Consider the following 18,996-nt stretch of genomic DNA (forward strand, 5'->3'; position numbering starts at 1 on the left):
ATCCTAGAGTTAAATGTTGTCTAAAAATTAGTTTACAAAAAGGACTTTTAAGATGTCTATTTTGAATTGAGCGCATTATGACATGAATCATTCAATTTCGGAAAAGTTAGCACATCCAATTCAAGCGAAAGTTGTGAAAGGGAAGGGTAATTATTGATTACGAGATGCTTCATCTTGTTCTAATTTATTTAAGCGACGAATGATCTCAGCATAATCTGACTCAGTTTTATGATAGCTATTACGTAAACTTTCAACAGTGTTTTTTACATTATCAATATTTTGAGCATTATTGGCTAAATTGTTTTTGAGTGATGCTGGAATCGATTCTCCTTTGCGATGATATTCCATTTCTTGACGCTTGAAGCCGATCTTATCGCGTTGTAACTGTTGTAATTGGTTCTGCTGATAATTCAACTGCTTTTTAATGTTTGCTAACATTTGATCGCGTTTTATTGCTGCAATTTTTGCACTTCCATAGGCACGTTTGAGCTTTAAATCTTTTTCTCGTTGTCTAGCTAAAGCTTCACGATGAGATGCTTGTTGAATATCTTTATTCGCATTATATGGTTGATTTCGTTTGATCACTTGCATGTTACGATCGAGTGCTTCATACCCATAACGAATATGCTCTGGTGTCACAGAAGTACTAACATTAGCAACACCATTTCTGTCGTAGTAACGATACCATGCTGCTTTGGGTTGATCAGTTGCTGCGAAAGTTGATGTATAAAAAAAACATAAAAAAAATGCGCAAATGTAATTACGAGCAATCGTTGTAAAGTGACGAATGCGGAAACCGCACTTTAACGAACCAGTCATTACATTCCCCGATAAAAAGTTAATTAAATCACTTATTTTTAAATAATAATCAGTACTATATTAGTAGCTATTTATACAATTAAAAATACTTCTTATGCAAAAAAAAAATAGGAATTTGATGAAAAGTGTGAACTGTTTAATATTGTTTTGAAAAACTGATAGTTTGGTTCAAAAAACTTCATTGATAATGCAAGTAAAGGTATGTTAAAAATATCAACTAGTCTGTATAAAACAAATTAAACAACCATAATTTGTATTGAGTGAATGGGGCAGGACAATAAATGGAAGATAAATTTCAAAATTTAAAAGTAATGGTGATTGACGATTCTAAAACGATTCGACGTACAGCTGAGACACTGTTACAACGCGAAGGTTGTGAGGTGATTACAGCTGTCGATGGTTTTGAAGCATTATCGAAAATTGCGGAAGCAAATCCTGATATCGTATTTGTCGATATTATGATGCCTCGTCTAGATGGTTACCAAACCTGTGCATTAATTAAAAACTCTCTAAATTATCAAAATATTCCAGTAATCATGTTATCAAGCAAAGATGGTTTGTTTGATCAAGCCAAAGGGCGTGTTGTGGGGTCAGATGAATATTTAACTAAGCCATTTAGTAAAGATGAGCTGTTAAGTGCGATTCGTAACCACGTAAGCGCATAAAATTTAAAATCGAGGAAAAAATGGCTCGTATACTTATTGTAGATGATTCTCCTACTGAAACGTTTCGTTTTAGAGAAATTTTGACAAAGCACGGTTATGAAGTTTTAGAAGCAACTAATGGTGCTGACGGTGTAACAATGGCACAGGCTGAGTTACCAGACCTTGTGTTAATGGATGTGGTAATGCCAGGGATGAATGGCTTTCAAGCAACACGTCAAATCAGTAAAGGTAAGGATACACAACATATTCCAGTCGTGATTGTAAGTACCAAAGATCAAGCGACAGACAGAGTATGGGGTAAACGTCAAGGTGCTTGTGATTACTTAACTAAGCCTATTGATGAACAGCAACTGATAGATGTGATCAAGCAACTATTAAGTTAATTGTACGAGCCTTTTCAATACTCAATATGGGATAGGTTATGGCTGCAAATGGATTTATCGAATTGCTTCGCTTATCCAAGCGAGGCAATAAACAATACGCTTCAACACAAAATGAAGTCAGTCGTTGGTCTGGTATTGCATTTGAGATGTTAGGGCAATATTTTGTTGCGCCACTTGGGGAAATTTCGGAGGTGATTTATCCACCGAAATATACACCAGTACCAAATACTCAATCATGGGTGCGTGGTTTGGCAAATATTCGTGGGCGGTTGCTCTCAGTTTCTGATTTAACACATTTTATTTCAGGACAAAGGAGCCAATTTTCACCAACGCAAAAAGTAATTTGTATAAGCCATCAAGATCATTATGTTGGTTTGGTTGTAGACCAAGTTTTGGGGATTCAGCACTTTAATAAAAAGAGTTTTTTTTCTCAAAGTTCTGAACTAGACAATAAGCTCAAAGAGTATTGTCAGGGATACTTCCACCAACATAACCAACAATGGCATGTATTTTTACTGAGTCGGTTGTTGCAAAACCCTCAATACATGAATGCATCAATAAAATTTATAAACTAATTTTTACGCTACGGAACATAAATGCGTATTCAGGGGAGAAGCTGGTATGGGCTTTAAACTTAAAAAGAAAAATGGCAGTGTTAATGATAGTTCTGGTACTAAGAAGAGCAGCGCATTTTTAGAAAAAATACGCACTCAATTAGATCAGTTTTCACGATTATTCGGTGAAACTGAGAAATCTAGACCGATTCTTTATCGAGCTTTAATCGCTTTAGCTCTAGCAGTTATCCTCTTAATTTACCTTTTTGTCAGTGTTCCACGTTCAAACCAATTAACTCGTAGTTTGGGTGAGTTGCGTTTGTTATCGCAGATGATTTCGCGCCAAGCAACAGAGGCAACGGCTTCAGGTACACCTGAAGCGATGAAGAGTTTGGTTGAGTCAGAAAAACGATTTGCTGAGAACTTGGAACTTGTTGAGAATGTTTATGGTAAAGGCTCAGCAGAGTACAAAAAAGTAAATGAACTTTGGACTAATGTTTCTAAAAACATTGATTTAATTGCTTCGCAACAAAAAGTCATTAATCAGCTTTATGATACGAACATTTCCATCAGTGAAACGATTCCTGAAATTCAGGCTGAGTATAACTTGATGGTTGATCAAATGGTTCGTGAGAACATGCCAAGTAGTCAGGTAATTATCACTAAAAACCAAGTGTTTATTGCAGAACGTATTTTACGTTCAATTAACTCAGTACTAGTAGGTACGGATAACTCTAGTATCTCTGCAAATGACTTCGGTGCTGATATTGATACTTTTGGTGTTTACTTAAATGCTCAATTAAATGGTAGTGCTGAACTTGGTGTAGATCGTATCGAATCACCTGATTTACGTGAATCTTTGGATAGCATTAAATCTGATTATGATGCTGTTCTAAAATCAGCTGCAGAAACAGTATTACAGAATGCAAATCAAATCGTTCGTGTTCGTCAAGCTTCATCTCAAATTTTCTCTCAATCAGATGCCTTACTTGGGTCATTAAATGCATTATCTGATAAAGCAGAGGGTGGTTGGGGTAATGTTGTTGCAGGTATCGTATTAATTGGTGCTTTAGGACTATTGGTTTTCTCTGCGTTACAATTACTCGCATTACGTAGTAATACTGATAAAGAGCGTGTAACTCGTTTACAAGATGAATATGACCGTAACCAAAATGCGATTTTACGTTTACTCGATGAGATTGCCGACTTAGCTGACGGTGACTTACGTTCATATGCAACAGTATCGGAAGACTTTACGGGTGCGATTGCCGATTCCATTAACTTCGCAATTGATCAGTTACGAGATCTAGTTTCTCGAATCACTGAGACATCTCAAGAAGTTGCACGATACACGCAAGATACACAGAATATTACTAACCAGTTAGCTGAAGCTTCTGAGCATCAAGCACAAGAAATTGCAGGCGCATCTGCCGCGATGAATGAAATGGCATTGTCAATTGACCAAGTATCTGCCAACGCTTCTGAATCGGCTGATGTAGCATTGCGTTCTGTACAAATTGCATCAAACGGGGCAGATGTTGTAAACCGTTCAATCGAAGGTATGGATCATATTCGTGAGCAGATTCAGGAAACCTCTAAACGTATTAAACGTTTGGGTGAATCTTCTCAAGAAATTGGTAACATCGTATCGTTGATTAATGATATTGCCGATCAAACAAACATCTTGGCATTAAACGCAGCAATTCAAGCATCGATGGCTGGTGAAGCTGGTCGTGGTTTCGCGGTAGTTGCGGATGAGGTACAACGTCTAGCTGAACGTTCAGCATCAGCAACTAAACAGATTGAAGGATTGGTAAAAACAATTCAAACAGATACCAATGAAGCCGTAATTTCAATGGAACAAACAACGGCAGAGGTTGTTCGCGGTGCAAACTTGGCAAAAGATGCAGGTATCGCACTTGACGAAATTCAAACGGTATCTGGCGACTTAGCGAAATTGATTGCAAGCATTTCTGATGCCGCAAAACTACAATCTGCTTCAGCAAGTCATATTGCAACTACGATGAACGTCGTTCAAGAAATTACATCTCAAACGACTACTGCAACCTTCGATACAGCTCGTTCTGTTTCTGAATTGGCAAGCATGGCTGAATCATTACGTGAGTCTGTAACTGACTTTAAGTTACCTGAATAAACATTGAGTCAGAGGGTTGCTGAGAATCAACCCTCTGACTGAAATGAAATTTTGAATATCTCGGCAAGATGATGAGTATATGGAACGACATCTTGTACGGTTGGTACACGTATTTTTAAGCCACAATTAGTGGATAAAAACGAAAGAAGCCGCTATGAAAGAAATATTAAAAACATTAGTTGAAACGATGACGCTTCCTGAAGACAGTTATCTTGAGCAGGACTCAGAGATTCTTGATATTTTTATTGAAGAGTTAGATGAGATTTTTGTTGAATTAGAACCATTATTAGTTCAATGGATCGAACACCCTGATCAAAAAGATGTAATTACAGATATTCGCCGCCACTTTCATACATTGAAAGGTTCTGGTCGAATGGTCGGTGCGAAATCATCAGGCGAATTGGCATGGACTGTTGAAGAAACTCTGAATCGCATAATTGCAGGTACCATTTCACTGGATCAGAATATTCAGCAATATGTACAAACGGTATTCAATATCTATAGATTTAAACTCGTCCAAGATTTTAAATCAGTTCAAGCTCATCATATTAATTTAAAGCCATTAGTGTTATTGGGACAGCAACTACAAAAAGAACAAAGCCTTGAGCCTGCTTTAGCCGAATTGCTACAACTGTCAGTTACTTTAGATAAAGAAGATGTCATTACAGGCTTGGAAGTAAGTGCTGACGATAGTTTGGAAGAATCAAAAGCTGTTTCTAATGAAGAAAATCTTGTTGAAGACCAAACTGAAGAAGATGGTTTAATAAAAGAAACTTTAGCAATCTTCTTAGAAGAGTCGGAGGATCATTTAGCAACGATTGATCAATTTTTACTGAAAGATCGTCCAACAAATGATAATTATAATACCTTGATTCGAGCTTTACATACCTTGCGCGGTAGTTCAGCAATGGCACATGTAGATCAGGTATTTGATGCAAGTTCAAAAGTTGAGAACTTATTCAAAACGCTCTTACAAGAAGAATTAGATTCAAGTTCGGATGAAACTGCATTACTCATCCATTATGCTCAGTTTGTGCGTGATTATTTACACACCCTTAAACAAGAAGGTCCAAAGCAAAAGTTTGATGAAATTTTTAATACCTTCAATGTTGCTTGGGATAGCTATGATTTTCAATTGGAAGAAAAACAAGGGGATACCGTACGTCCTCAAGGTCTTGTTTCTCAATTATTAGAGCTTGATATCAATGATTTGCTTGATGTGGAGTTTGATTTTGAAAAGCGTGCCCGCAGTGAATTTCCTCAGTATATTCAAACATTAAGTAAGCAAACAGAGCTTTTATTACAGCATACTCATCATCATGCAACAATTGGGATGTATCAGTACACAAGTCTGTTACGTTCAAGTTATCAAGATCTTCTATTCAAACCGAGTTTATTAAATCTTGATTATGCTTTTGAGTTATATCAGCAAGTTCATCAACACTTTATTCAATTATTTGATACGTTGGCAGCAGGACAACGGGTAACTTTGACTAAAGTTCATGAGCGTATTCTCAATGAACTGAGTTCATTTACTCAGCAGAATGTTGAAAGTGTTGCATCAAGTGATGAATTACCTGCCGAAATTGTTGAAATCGCTCAAGATCAGCCTTACACGTCAGATATTAGTGAACATACAACTGTAAATGATCTCTCAACGCAGTTTGCGCTTGATAAGCAAATGCTTGACTCTAATGAGTCCAATCGAGATTTTGACCCTGATCTTTTAGATATCTTCCTAGAAGAGGCTGATGAGTTACTCGCTGGTATCGATGCAGATTTAACGACATGGTCATCTGATCAACAAAATCTAAATGCTCTAAAGAATTTGATGCGTTATTTACACACCTTAAAAGGTGGGTCAAATATGATTCAAGCACGGCATATTGGGTTGATTGCACATGAGCTAGAAACTATTTACGAGAAGTTAATCAATCAACAGATACAGGCTTCCTCTGCTTTAGTTAATTTAATTCGTGCTGTACAGGATGATATTGCTGATCGTATTCAAACTATTAAAGATCATCAAGTTGATTATCCTTCAACTCATGTTTTGGGTTTGTTAAAAGGCGTAGGTGCATCGGATTCGTCACAAGTATCTGAAGTTTCACACGAGCAAAAAGCTGAGCAAGAATTAATACTTGATGTGCAAGACCAAGAGCTAAGCTTAAATAACAGTGAAATCATTATTGAAAGTGACGAGGTTGAAGCCCTTTCATCTGATGACAATAGTCAAACGACCATCAGTAATACAGTAGATGTAACAGATTTCGCTCAACAACTGGCTTTAGACAAGCAACTACTACAATCTAGTGATTCAAATCGTAATTTTGATCCAGACTTACTTGATATCTTCTTAGATGAGGCGGACGAGTTACTCGCTGGTATTGATTCAGATTTAAGTCTTTGGACTGCTGATCATACCAACTTAGCTGCATTAAAAAATCTTATGCGTTATTTGCACACCTTAAAAGGTGGATCAAATATGATTCAAGCAACGCATATGGGACTAATCGCACATGAGCTAGAAACAATTTACGAAAAGCTCATTAATCAGCAACTTCACCCATCTTCTGAGCTGATCGCATTAATAAGATTGGTACAAGATGACATTGCTGATCGTGTTCAAACAATTCGTGATCAACAAATCGATTATCCATCAGTACATATCGTAAATCTTCTACAGCAGCAACATCAAGGTTCTGTTTCAGAATCAGTTTCTTCCACACTTGTGCAGTCTGTTGAAGTTGTTGATAGCCAACCGCAAGATCACTATGATGCGACTACTTCTTTGGTGACTGAGACATCTAGTCCAACCATTGAAATTGACGGTGAAGTTGCAGCTACGATTGAGCAGAATGCTCTCGAAACATCTCAAAATGCCGATGAGGAAGTACGTTCACTTGTCGAAGAAACGTTCCTTGAAGAAGCAGAAGAATTACTAGAACAAGCTCAAAGTTTATTAAAACAATGGTTTGAACAACGTGGTAATCGTAGCTTGTTATTGCAGTTGCAGCGTAATGCCCACAGTTTAAAGGGTGGAGCACGCATGGCTCAACTCGAAGCAGTTGGTGTTATTGCTTATCATTTGGAAAATACCTTTGAGCAGTTTGGTTTACATCATTTCAACTCTAATGTTTATGACAATTTACTCAATACAGCATTAACTTGGTTACATGATGCTATTTTCAAACGTCAATACGCCAATTTTGATGGTTTAAAACATAGTTTAGAAAATATCGAATTCGTTGATGTTTCTGCACAGCTTCCACAAAAATTCTCTGCTAAAGATGTATTTACTCCTGAATATACGATGGAGTTCGTGCAAGGTGATGGTACTGAGCCACCATCAATGTTTGGTGAGTGGGAAAGTTCTGAGCGTATCGAACAGAACAATGAAATGATCCGTGTTTCTGCTGATGTCATTGAAAAAATGATTGATTTATCAGGCGAGAATGCGATCAACCGTTCGCGTATTGAGATGGACTTGGGACAGTTAGGTGGAACTCTAACTGAGATGGAGCTAGCGATTAAGCGTTTGGCTGATCAGTTGCGTCGAATGGAAGGTGAGTTAGAAAGTCAAATTATTGCTCGTCATGGCGGTGAAAATTCACGTTATGAGGATTTCGATCCATTAGAGATGGATCAATATTCTTCACTCAATCAATTGTCGAAATCTTTAGCTGAATCGGCATCTGACTTAGTCGATTTTAAAACAACTTTATCTGAAAAGATCCGTGATACTGAAGGTCTGCTATTACAGCAGTCTCGTATTCAAGCTGAAATACAGGAAAGCTTGATGAGAACTCGTCTAGTACCTTTCTCAAGATTGCTACCACGATTACAGCGTATTGTTCGTCAAACAGCATCTACATTGAATCGTCCAACAGAATTGGTGGTAAATAATACTGAGGGTGAACTAGATCGTAGTATTCTCGAAAGATTGATTGCGCCTTTCGAACATATGTTACGTAACGCGATTGACCATGGTATCGAGGATCGTGAGCAACGTTTGCAAGCCAATAAACCAGAAACAGGTCATATTGTATTAAATATCGGTCGTCAAGGAACTGATGTTGTTGTGACATTCAGTGATGATGGTAAAGGTATTGATGTTAGCCGTATCAAGCAAAAAGCTATTCAAACGGGTTTGATGACCAAAGATCAAAAGCTTGAACAAGAAGAAATCTTACAATTTATTTTCCACCCAGGATTTAGTACGGCTGCACAGGTTACGCAGATTTCAGGTCGTGGTGTAGGTCTTGACGTTGTACAAAGTGATATCAAAGCATTAGGTGGTCACGTCAGTGTAGACTCAACGCTTGGTAAGGGAACAACTTTCACAATTCGTGTCCCAACAACTGTGGCGGTTAGTGATGCGTTAATGGTGAAAGCGGGTGATCAGCAATTTGCGTTCCCACTTGCACAAATTGATCGTATTGTGCGAATTTCTCCTGCAGCTTTAGAACAATATTTCGAAGGTCAGGATGATTACTTCACAATTGATCAAGAGAAATATCGCTTACGTTATTTATCTGAGTTTGTAGCAGGTCAACCAATTCCACGCTTAAGTGGAATGGTGCATTCTCTGCCTGTACTTTTGGTTAAAGGTGCGCAAGGTCAAACTACGGCTTTACTGGTTGATCAATTGATCGGTTCTCGTGGCCAAATTGTTGTGAAACCTATTGGACAACAGTTCTCGAGTATTGGTGTGATTGCAGGAGCGACGATTCTAGGTGATGGACAAGTCTGTTTGATTCTAGATGGTCAAACTATTGCTCGTCAGGCGCAGTCAACTCATCGCAGTAAACAAGCTGATGATACCTATACCAAACAGCGTTATGATGAACGTCGCTTGATTATGATTGTCGATGACTCTGTTACGGTACGAAAAGTCACATCACGTTTATTAGAACGCCATGGTTATGATGTTGTGACAGCGAAAGACGGTGTTGATGCGATTGAACAACTTGAAACAATCAAACCTGATTTAATGTTGTTAGATATTGAAATGCCGCGAATGGATGGTTTCGAAGTGACGAATCTTGTTCGACATCATGAGTTGCACCGAGATTTACCGATTATTATGATTACCTCACGTACAGGCGAGAAACATCGTGAACGAGCATTGTCATTGGGTGTAAGTCAATACATGGGTAAACCGTTCCAAGAGGAAACACTTTTGGAAAATATCGAAAGTTTACTTACGGTTCGCTGAGAGGTAGAAACGAATGGCAAAAAAAAACGCGAACACTGCTGGATTGGGACAAATTAACCAACAAGAATTACAGCATTTAATTACAGTATCTACTGGTTTTATTGATGCCTACATTATTGATTGTTTTGATAATGTTCCAATGTTGTTGCCACAAAACATTGTGCTTTCAGCAATGGATACTGAAACCAATGTGGATTTTATTGAGTGGCATGATCTAAAGCTACCAGTCTTTGCTGTCAATGATCCGAAGTTAGAAGAAGGTGTTGCTTTGGTCATTGAAGGTGATGATGTTTCAGAACGCTTTGCTTTGGTATGCAATGAAATGCCAGAGTCAATTCGTTTACGTATCTCAGAAATGGTAGATGAAGAACGTGACATTAACGATAGTACGGTCTTCAAATATGTAAAAATGGGAGAGAAGCAATTCTACGTACCTAATTTACAGCATATTCAAACCAAGCTAGGTTTATAAAAATAAAAAAGGAACTCAAAATAGAGTTCCTTTTTTAATGCACAGAATTAAGTTAATAAATTTTCTAAAATCTGCTCATAAATATCAGTTAATGGATCAAGCTCATCTACGTTGACATGTTCGTTAATCTGGTGAATGGTTGCATTTAAAACCCCTAGCTCTAGCACTTGTGCGCCAGTTGGTGCGATAAAACGACCATCTGAAGTACCGCCACTCGTAGAAAGTTCGGTTTCAATGCCTGTTACATTTTTAATGGCTGTTTTTGCTGCATTCACCAACTCACCGACAGGTGTAAGGAATGGTAAACCAGACAAGGTCCATTGAATGTCATATGTTAATTGGTGTTTATCTAAAGTTTCAATAACACGTTGTTTTAATATTTCGGCTGTAACCTCAGTCGAATAACGGAAGTTAAAAGTCACTTTCAAAGTTCCTGGTACGACATTGGTTGCGCCAGTTCCTGCATGAATATTTGAGATTTGGAAAGAAGTCGCAGGGAAATATTCATTGCCATTGTCCCAAACTGTTTCACATAACTCATTAATTGCTTTAGAGGCGAGGTGAATTGGATTCTGTGCAAGATGAGGATAAGCCACATGTCCTTGCTTGCCATGAATCGTTAAAACAGCATTTAAAGATCCACGACGACCATTTTTTACAATGTCACCCAATCGATGAGTACTCGAAGGTTCTCCAACAAGACACCACGTCATTTTCTCATTGCGCGCTTCTAAGGTTTCAACAACTTTGACAGTACCATTGATTGATGGGCCTTCTTCATCAGAGGTAATTAAGAACGCAATAGAACCTTTATGATTTGGATGTTTTGCTACGAAACGCTCAGAAGCAACAACCATTGCTGCCAAAGCTGTTTTCATATCAGCTGAACCACGACCATATAACTTGCCATCACGAATGCTTGGCAGAAATGGATCTGAGTTCCATGCATCTAAATGACCTGTTGGGACTACATCTGTGTGCCCAGCAAAACAAAAAACAGGTTGTTCTGTACCCCGACGTGCCCAAAGATTATCAACGTCTTCAAAGCGCATCTTTTCAATTTTAAAACCTACTTTCTCTAATCGATCAGCCATGATTTTTTGACAATCATGATCGAATGGAGTGACAGAAGGTTGACGAAGAAGTTGTAAACTGAGTTCTAAAGTATCGGAATGCTGGTTCATGCGAGATGTAGCTAAATCTGGTGAATTCTGAACCGATATAATAGGGGAATATGATTAAGAAAGGTATGTAAAAATAAACCTTATCTGAGATGAGATAAGGTTTTGTGAACTTGCTGGATCAAGATTACATTTTTTCTTGAGTTTTTTCAGCAGTCTGAGTAACTTTGTCACCTGCTTTAGATACGTCCTGACCAAAACCTTTAAATGTATTACAACCAGTTAAAACAAAAGCAGTCATGATCGAAGCAACTAAGATTTTTTTCATCATCTTCTCCGTTTAAATGTAATTATGATGTTCTTAGAGGCTAAAAAAAATACTATAAAATGAACATGATGGTTTGTTTGTAGAACTGTTATGAAATGTTACTTTATAAAAGTTAAACAACTTAAGTTTGCTTGAACAATGATGTCCTAAACATATAAAACTGAGGTTCACTATTGGGATCGTGATAGAGCCCATCTGTCCACCATTTGGCTGAGGTAGAACTTACTTCACGATTTGGGCACAACCATTCATGCCGTTGTAAGCGATGATATTGAGCGATTGGAATATGTGTTCCCCATTTTCCTATTCTGCGACGATTATTTATCCATGTGGGGAGGGGGCGTTGACCGTTGCAAACAGTCGGTAAATACAATTGACCTTTTAAAACACAAAATTTTCTTTGAATTTTATAATCATTTATTTCAGAAAACTGAAATTGTCGTTCAGTGAAATGTTGTAATTTCCTGTTCAATGTATCTTGTCGGTTGAGCCCGTACCAATGTTTTAATTCTAGATCCATTTCACCTAGATAATACTTTAATGCCACTTCCCAATGTTCAATTTCATTACTTCGCTGATTTAAAACTAAAAAATCGAGCTCTCCAATTGTTACTGCGCCGTTGATGATTTGTATGCTATGACCAAGTAATTGATAATGATGAAAATCCTGATCTAAAAGCCAAAACCACAGTAAATTTTCGAAACGCAACCCAAGTCGTGTGCTTTTTAAGCGAGCTATAAATTCAATTAAAGGGCTTGGATCATCATCTAACTGAAATAAACGTGCTTCGTAGGATTGGTAAAGCTCTTGCCAATGATGGTCATCGTGTAGCTCAAAATTGTTTTTTATTACTAATTCATGTGGCTTTTGTGAAAGGATATTCGGGCTCGAGATGCAAAATGCGAGCTGCCTGACGATTGGAGTTTTAAATTGTATCCAAGGTTCAAAAAACAGCGGCGTAGAATCGGCTTCAGACATCATTTAATCCAATCATAGAAATAAGCCAGCCAAGTTTAAGAAAGCAGCTTAAAAACACTTTATACTAGCACGCTTGTGTTGACGTATTGGTTAATAGCGCAATGAAAACTTTATTTTGGCGAAGTCTGGTCGTAATTTTCATTATGCTCGGTATTATTGGTGCAATTTTACCAGGTATGCCAACAACGGTTTTCTTGATCCTTGCTGCTTGGGCTGCATCAAAAGGATGGCCACAAATGGATGCTTGGTTACTCAATCATCCCAAATATGGAGCTACTTTACGCAACTGGCGTGAATATGGCACTGTGCCACGCAAAGCAAAATGGATTGCATCAATTATGATGCTAATCAGTGGAGTTTTGATGTTATTTACCAATGCACCAATCTTAGTCAAAGTATTCACTGATGTGACGATGTTGATCGTTGCAATTTGGCTGTGGTCACGCCCTGAGCCTGATTCAAAAAATGATTAAGTAAATCTTAGAGATGGCTTTAATGCTGCGTTGATTTACGCTTAAATTTAACAAACCAAATGCTACAATGAGAATACTCATAATTTTTTAGTCATTTTAAACGCCGATAGATCCAAATTTTTAAAAAATCAAAACTACAGAAATCAGCTATTATTTGTGTTGAAATAATTTAGCGTTATTTAATCTTGAGATAAAAATGTCGTATACCATCGAACAAGCTGATATTTTGATCGATCTAGCACAACAAACCTTATATTTGCCCAAACATAATAAGTTCTATGTGATTTCATCTGGCAAGAATGGCATTGGTGAACAAGAAAATAGTGGTAAAACACCACGAGGCTGGCATCGTGTTGCTCAGAAAATCGGTCAGAAAGCAGCAAAGAATTCAGTCTTCATCGCTCGTCAACCTACTGGTGAAATTTATAATCAGCAATTAGCGGAACAGTTTCCAGAACGGGATTGGATTTTATCTCGTATTCTTTGGCTAGATGGCTTAGAAGTTGGTTTTAATAAAGGTGAGGGCTGCGACACGTTCAATCGATATATCTATATTCATGGAACACCTGAAAGCCAACCAATGGGTATTCCAATGTCGCATGGCTGTATTCGTATGCAGAATGATGAGATTCTTGAATTGTTTGAACTGGTTCCTGAACATGCACTGGTCTACATTTCTGAATCGCCTTTAGAAATTTAGTTGTTAGAAATCGAATAAGTGTTTAAATAAAATACTGAAATATTAGATTTTATCGTGAATTACCTATTTTTTAATCATTCACACTGTTTTTTTAGAAAAGATGAGGAAAAGCGTTTGACAGGCTGTAAAGATTCTCTATAATGCACCTCACAAACGATGAAGACGTTAAGGGCGCTTAGCTCAGTTGGTAGAGCGTCTGCCTTACAAGCAGAATGTCGGCGGTTCGATCCCGTCAGCGCCCACCAAGCCTTTACGTTAAAACTCAAGTGCAGCGGTAGTTCAGTTGGTTAGAATATCGGCCTGTCACGCCGAGGGTCGCGGGTTCGAGCCCCGTCCGCTGCGCCACTTAAGTTTTAATAATCGTTTCTGAAATTGCAAGATCATAGTGCAGCGGTAGTTCAGTTGGTTAGAATATCGGCCTGTCACGCCGAGGGTCGCGGGTTCGAGCCCCGTCCGCTGCGCCACTTTAGGATTGCAAATTCAGTTAGAGTTAAGTAAATTAGACGTTTACTTAAACAAAGCCAAGCTTTGTTACCTCGCTCAGGGCGCTTAGCTCAGTTGGTAGAGCGTCTGCCTTACAAGCAGAATGTCGGCGGTTCGATCCCGTCAGCGCCCACCATAATTTGTGACATTAACTATCAAATAGATAGTTGCCCAGTGCAGCGGTAGTTCAGTTGGTTAGAATATCGGCCTGTCACGCCGAGGGTCGCGGGTTCGAGCCCCGTCCGCTGCGCCATTTTCTTGATACCTTATTCAAGAAAATAAATGTTTTAACAAGTATCTTTATACTTGATCTCTGATACGAGATGCCATTAGGGAAATCAAAGATTTTTCTCTTGCGCTCAGACAAAGCCAAGCTTTGTTACCTCGCTCAGGGCGCTTAGCTCAGTTGGTAGAGCGTCTGCCTTACAAGCAGAATGTCGGCGGTTCGATCCCGTCAGCGCCCACCATAACTTCCATACAATATCTTGCTATCTTGATTGTGATTTTAAGTCATTTCTTTTATCATTAGCCGCAATAATGATTCTAAAATTGAAGTGATTTATGAGAAATCCTTATCAACGCAAGGCTGCGTCGAAATCTCAAACTAATTCTAATCTTTCTCCAAAAGATACTTATCGTCAGTTCATTGAACAAATTGTTATGCAGCGTCAAGTGATTGCTTTGTATCATGATGGGTGGGCGTTGTGTGCAACACCTTCTGGGCAACATGCTTTATCAATCTGGCAAAGTAAAGGATTGGCAAAATTATTAATTAAAGATAATTGGGCAAACTATCATCTACAGGAAGTTCCATTATTGGCTTTTATTGAAAAGATGATTCCCTTTTTAAAGGAAAATAATACGATCCTTTCTTTAGATCTGACACCTGAAGGTAATAATTTATTGGTGCCACCTGATACATTATTGTTAGATATTAAAAACTTTCTTTATCAAGTCTATTTACAGCGCCCTGATGTATTTGCTGAGTTAAAATTGCCCCTGCCACGTGATATCCGTTTGCATAATTAAATCAAAAAAAGATTGGGGCAGAGCCCCCCCAATCAATATTCATTTAATATCCATCCGCTTGCATAAGCGAAATACTCTCTTAACCATGCATTATATCGAGTGCTTAAAGGCGTAGTTGATCCAAGTAAAATGGTTTGGCTATAACCTTGTTTTTTTGCAATCGCTTGCGCACGTAAGGTATGAAAGTCACTGGTTACGATTGCAATGGGTTGTTGAAGAGTAATGTGATGCGCTGATAGCAGAGGCTGGCTATTCTTGAGGTTAAGTTCAGTGCTGGTGCTTTTGTCTTCGAGTAAAATCTGAGTGGCAGGGATTTGATGTTTTTGCTGCAAATAGCGTGACATAACAATTGCTTCGCTATCTTTCTCGCCAAAATCAATTCCACCAGAGACAATCACTTTTGCATCTGGTTGAGCTTTTGCCAATGGTGCTGCACGATCAAGACGTTTTGCAAGTGTTGCTGATGGTTGACCATTCTCGATGCCTGTTCCTAAAACAATAATTGCTTTAACAGGTGGAATAGATTGAGGTTTCTGATTGTTATCTGTCAGATAATTAAAGAAATACCCTAGACTAATGATCCAAATCCAAAAACATGCCCATGCAAAGCGCCAAATAGAATGCAGACGGAAGTGATAAAAGAAAAACCGTTCAAAATGATAATAGAAATAAGCGTAAATACAGAAAAATAGTCCAATTAAAAAGGGTAAAACTGTACCGATGTGAATTTTTTTAAGCGCAATTAGAATAGCTCCATCTAGGAATAAAATAGAACCGACTATAGCTAAAATGATACGAATCCATGAGCTTGCTTGCATAATCTTTTTCGTAAGCGATATAAAACGTGCTAAGTGTATGCAAAATTCATCGAAAGGCAAACGCTTCTATTGATGAATAAAAAATGGGTGAATATCACCCATCTTTATCTATATTCAATAAAGCTTAGTAAACATCTCGACGATAACGACCTGATAATCGTAATTCATCCAATTTTTCCTCTCCTAGAAGATCGATCAATGCAGCTTCAACACCTGTTGCCATACCTTCAATGCTTCCACAAATGTATATGACAGCATCTTTAGCGATCCATGCTAAAAGCTCTTCAGCATTGTTGCGAAGAATATCTTGTACATAAATACGTTGAGCTTGATCTCTAGAGAATGCCAAGTCTAGACGTTTTAGAGTTCCCATGTTTTTCCATGCTTCGATGGTATCTTTATAGAAATAGTCACATTCACGTTGACGCTCACCAAAAATTAACCAATTTTCAGTGTAATTTTGACGATTACGTTGTTGCAACAGGCTCATCAAACCTGCGATACCTGTGCCATTACCGATACAAATGATTGGACGATTATCACCAATCAGATGGAATGATTCATTCGTGCGAATTCGTAAAGCTAGTTTATCTTTGATTTGGATATGTTCTGTTAACCATCCAGAGCCTAACCCAAGTTCACCTTGTGGGTCACGCTGTTGACGAACGACAAGTCTGAGAATTTGCTGCGGAGGAATACTAGCGATAGAGTATTCTCGAGTGGGTAGGGTAGGAAGCTGCTCGATAAGCTCATCAAGATGATTGTATGCCAGAACATCTACGCGTAAATTTTTATTCCGTAATGCCTGATCAATTTTCTGATTCAATGATTCGATTTTGGATTCAGCTGAGATTTGGTACTTTTCTAAAAAGCGTTGAATCTCTGTAGGAGTATTTTCTGGTTGAATTTCTGCAATATCACCAGGATGCCAAGTCATATCATGAGGAGCGGTGAATTCAATATTGTAAGCAGGTTGCCCAAGACTATTTGGGTTGAGGAGTGTACGAGAACTTAATGTCCAGTGATCAAATACTTTTTCAATGTTCATTGCATGTAGTTCTGTGTGCGTAATCTCTGATAAAGCCTGATTCCAGCGTTGGATATCATTAGGATTGACGTTATCGACTTCAATTAAGTCAAATAAAGGTGATGCCTTCGATGCTAATAACCATTGGTTTATTGCATGCCCAAAACTACAGAAACTTTCAGGATATTCTTTAGAACCCAATGCAAGCACTGCAAACTGCATTGAACTTAAATCTAGTGATTGCTTCATCATCTTTTTGCTGAAGCTAGTTGCTAAGTCAGGTGCCTCACCAGTTCCATAGGTACTCACCACAAATAAGACAAGCTCAGCTTGCTGAAGCTCACGCTCAGTCAACTGTTGAAGAGGTTTAACAATTGTTGCTTGCTGTGCTTCTTGTAAGCATGTTGCTGTACGCCATGCGAGTTGCTCAGCCACACCTGTTTGACTTGCGTATGTGATGAGCCATGGTTTTGTATTTGGGTCAATAACTTGAGAACCGATCGTATTTCGTACCGCGAGTGTGAGTTTTTTTTGTTTGCGACGTTTTAAATAAAGCATCCAACCTGTGACGAAAAATAAAGGCATTGTTAAAGATGCCAGCATTGCTAAAAATTGATAAGTGTCACCAAAAAAGCTTCCACGATGTACAGGGAGCATACTGCTCATAATCTTTTCATTTAGCTTCTTATCTTCGTAAAGCTCAAATTTCTCAAAAGTGTTGGATTGATAATTATAAATAGCTTGGTTACGAGCACGTTCATGTTGGGGGATAGCATCAACAAAAGATAGCTCAAGCTTTGCATCGTTCTTTTTTGGAATATTAAACGTTAATGATGAATATTCACGTCCAATTTGGGTATTCACGCCTGCCCACGATTGCGACAATATGTTGGTCACTTGCTCAGGTTTAAGTTTTTCTTGTTCAGGTTTTTTTCTATCTTGGTTTGGTTCATTGCGCTTAGGTTGTTCAACTCCCATGACTTTGAACATACCAGCACGCCACCAGTCATATGACCAATACAAACCAGTGCATGCAAATAAGAGATAAAAGACGACAAGCCAAGTTCCAACTACAGCATGTAAATCCCAAATAAAATTGCGACCCTTAAGTTTAGGCTTAATAAAGAACCATTGTTTAAAAGAATGTTTTTTAGGGAAGCGGAGATAAAGTCCACTCAGTACAAAAAAGATAAGCATCAAGGTCGATGCACCTGTAATTTGTGCTCCAAACTCGCCTGCTGTTAAGTTCCGATGCAATCGTTGGATAAATTGTAATACTTCACGACCTTTGACTTCTGGTAATACTTCAGCTGTATATGGATTGACCATCATGTTATGGCCACGACGAGCACCTTCTTTTTTAATATTTACTGTAGAAGATGCGGTAGGGTCAGCTGCGATGGTAATACTATTAATCTCAATATCGGGTTGTTTTTTATTGAAGTGTTGAAATATCTGGGCTGGGGTTAACTTTGGAGTAGAAGCAGCTTCAACAACATAGCTCTCTTTATTGATGAATTCTAAGATTTGCTGATCATATGAATAAATTGCTCCAGTTATGCCCATCAATGAAAGGATTAAACCTGCAGTGATCCCTAAGAACCAATGAATTTGGAAGAAGACTTTTTTAAGCATGGTCAAAAAATGTAAATAAAGTGGAGTTCATGTAAAAAATTATAACTCAAGATTAAGAATATAATATGGATTTTGTAGGTAATATTGATTTTGATTCTCATTTGAATTTCACATTAAAAAAAACCTCTCATTTTGAG

15 protein-coding genes and 6 tRNA genes are annotated in these 18,996 nt (G+C 38.1%); 15 read left to right on the forward strand and 6 right to left on the reverse strand.

What is annotated here, in order from left to right:
• Positions 1-150: 150 nt before the first annotated feature.
• On the reverse strand, positions 151-819 hold the full coding sequence (locus MKL32_RS15865) for a hypothetical protein (protein WP_004963893.1): 669 nt from the start codon (positions 817-819) through the stop codon (positions 151-153).
• A gap of 281 nt (positions 820-1,100) precedes the next feature.
• On the opposite strand from MKL32_RS15865, the gene pilG reads away from it, so the two are divergent.
• From pilG to MKL32_RS15895, 6 genes are all read left to right on the forward strand, one after another.
• Entirely contained in the window at positions 1,101-1,484 is a 384-nt protein-coding gene (pilG, locus tag MKL32_RS15870; RefSeq protein ID WP_004640629.1) for a twitching motility response regulator PilG, read from the forward strand.
• 20 nt (positions 1,485-1,504) lie between these two features.
• A complete protein-coding gene (locus MKL32_RS15875) occupies positions 1,505-1,867 on the forward strand; it encodes a response regulator (protein WP_004664659.1) in 363 nt (120 codons plus the stop codon).
• Between the two features lie 38 nt (positions 1,868-1,905).
• On the forward strand, positions 1,906-2,442 hold the full coding sequence (locus MKL32_RS15880; protein ID WP_004908738.1) for a chemotaxis protein CheW: 537 nt from the start codon (positions 1,906-1,908) through the stop codon (positions 2,440-2,442).
• Positions 2,443-2,488: 46 nt separating this feature from the next.
• On the forward strand, positions 2,489-4,576 hold the full coding sequence (locus MKL32_RS15885; protein ID WP_004963889.1) for a methyl-accepting chemotaxis protein: 2,088 nt from the start codon (positions 2,489-2,491) through the stop codon (positions 4,574-4,576).
• Between the two features lie 154 nt (positions 4,577-4,730).
• Positions 4,731-9,794, forward strand: coding sequence for a hybrid sensor histidine kinase/response regulator (locus tag MKL32_RS15890; protein ID WP_204378965.1), 5,064 nt, complete (start codon positions 4,731-4,733; stop codon positions 9,792-9,794).
• A 13-nt stretch (positions 9,795-9,807) separates the two neighbouring features.
• On the forward strand, positions 9,808-10,266 hold the full coding sequence (locus tag MKL32_RS15895) for a hypothetical protein (RefSeq protein WP_004950563.1): 459 nt from the start codon (positions 9,808-9,810) through the stop codon (positions 10,264-10,266).
• A gap of 47 nt (positions 10,267-10,313) precedes the next feature.
• On the opposite strand, the gene dapE is transcribed toward MKL32_RS15895, so the two are convergent.
• From dapE to MKL32_RS15910, 3 genes are all read right to left on the reverse strand, one after another.
• On the reverse strand, positions 10,314-11,450 hold the full coding sequence (gene dapE, locus MKL32_RS15900) for a succinyl-diaminopimelate desuccinylase (RefSeq protein ID WP_004963882.1): 1,137 nt from the start codon (positions 11,448-11,450) through the stop codon (positions 10,314-10,316).
• A 124-nt stretch (positions 11,451-11,574) separates the two neighbouring features.
• Positions 11,575-11,718 (reverse strand): entericidin A/B family lipoprotein, encoded by a 144-nt coding sequence (locus tag MKL32_RS15905; RefSeq protein ID WP_005402122.1) that lies wholly within the window; start codon positions 11,716-11,718, stop codon positions 11,575-11,577.
• A 118-nt stretch (positions 11,719-11,836) separates the two neighbouring features.
• A complete protein-coding gene (locus tag MKL32_RS15910) occupies positions 11,837-12,694 on the reverse strand; it encodes a DUF1853 family protein (RefSeq protein ID WP_099949083.1) in 858 nt (285 codons plus the stop codon).
• Positions 12,695-12,795: 101 nt separating this feature from the next.
• On the opposite strand from MKL32_RS15910, the gene MKL32_RS15915 reads away from it, so the two are divergent.
• The 9 genes from MKL32_RS15915 (at position 12,796) to MKL32_RS15955 (ending at position 15,379) form a co-directional block, all read left to right on the forward strand.
• Positions 12,796-13,167, forward strand: coding sequence for a YbaN family protein (locus MKL32_RS15915; RefSeq protein WP_270900752.1), 372 nt, complete (start codon positions 12,796-12,798; stop codon positions 13,165-13,167).
• A 196-nt stretch (positions 13,168-13,363) separates the two neighbouring features.
• Positions 13,364-13,867: a cell wall-recycling L,D-carboxypeptidase ElsL gene (gene elsL / locus MKL32_RS15920; protein ID WP_004963873.1), complete on the forward strand. Its 504-nt coding sequence runs from the start codon at positions 13,364-13,366 to the stop codon at positions 13,865-13,867.
• A gap of 169 nt (positions 13,868-14,036) precedes the next feature.
• Positions 14,037-14,112, forward strand: a tRNA-Val gene (locus MKL32_RS15925).
• 23 nt (positions 14,113-14,135) lie between these two features.
• Positions 14,136-14,212, forward strand: a tRNA-Asp gene (locus tag MKL32_RS15930).
• Positions 14,213-14,254: 42 nt separating this feature from the next.
• Positions 14,255-14,331, forward strand: a tRNA-Asp gene (locus MKL32_RS15935).
• A 79-nt stretch (positions 14,332-14,410) separates the two neighbouring features.
• Positions 14,411-14,486 (forward strand) — tRNA-Val (locus tag MKL32_RS15940).
• Between the two features lie 40 nt (positions 14,487-14,526).
• Positions 14,527-14,603, forward strand: a tRNA-Asp gene (locus MKL32_RS15945).
• 138 nt (positions 14,604-14,741) lie between these two features.
• Positions 14,742-14,817 (forward strand) — tRNA-Val (locus MKL32_RS15950).
• Between the two features lie 94 nt (positions 14,818-14,911).
• Complete coding sequence (locus MKL32_RS15955) at positions 14,912-15,379, forward strand: DUF2750 domain-containing protein (protein WP_004950574.1); 468 nt, start codon at positions 14,912-14,914, stop codon at positions 15,377-15,379.
• 32 nt (positions 15,380-15,411) lie between these two features.
• Here the strand turns inward: MKL32_RS15955 and MKL32_RS15960 are convergent, their stop codons facing one another.
• Both MKL32_RS15960 and MKL32_RS15965 read right to left on the reverse strand, forming a co-directional pair.
• On the reverse strand, positions 15,412-16,197 hold the full coding sequence (locus tag MKL32_RS15960; RefSeq protein ID WP_004950576.1) for a YdcF family protein: 786 nt from the start codon (positions 16,195-16,197) through the stop codon (positions 15,412-15,414).
• A 124-nt stretch (positions 16,198-16,321) separates the two neighbouring features.
• Positions 16,322-18,859, reverse strand: a complete 2,538-nt coding sequence (locus MKL32_RS15965; RefSeq protein ID WP_270900753.1) for a sulfite reductase flavoprotein subunit alpha — start codon at positions 18,857-18,859, stop codon at positions 16,322-16,324.
• Positions 18,860-18,996: the final 137 nt, after the last annotated feature.

The sequence above is a fragment of the Acinetobacter sp. AOR34_HL genome (genome assembly GCF_027854795.1).
Classification (GTDB): domain Bacteria; phylum Pseudomonadota; class Gammaproteobacteria; order Pseudomonadales; family Moraxellaceae; genus Acinetobacter; species Acinetobacter junii.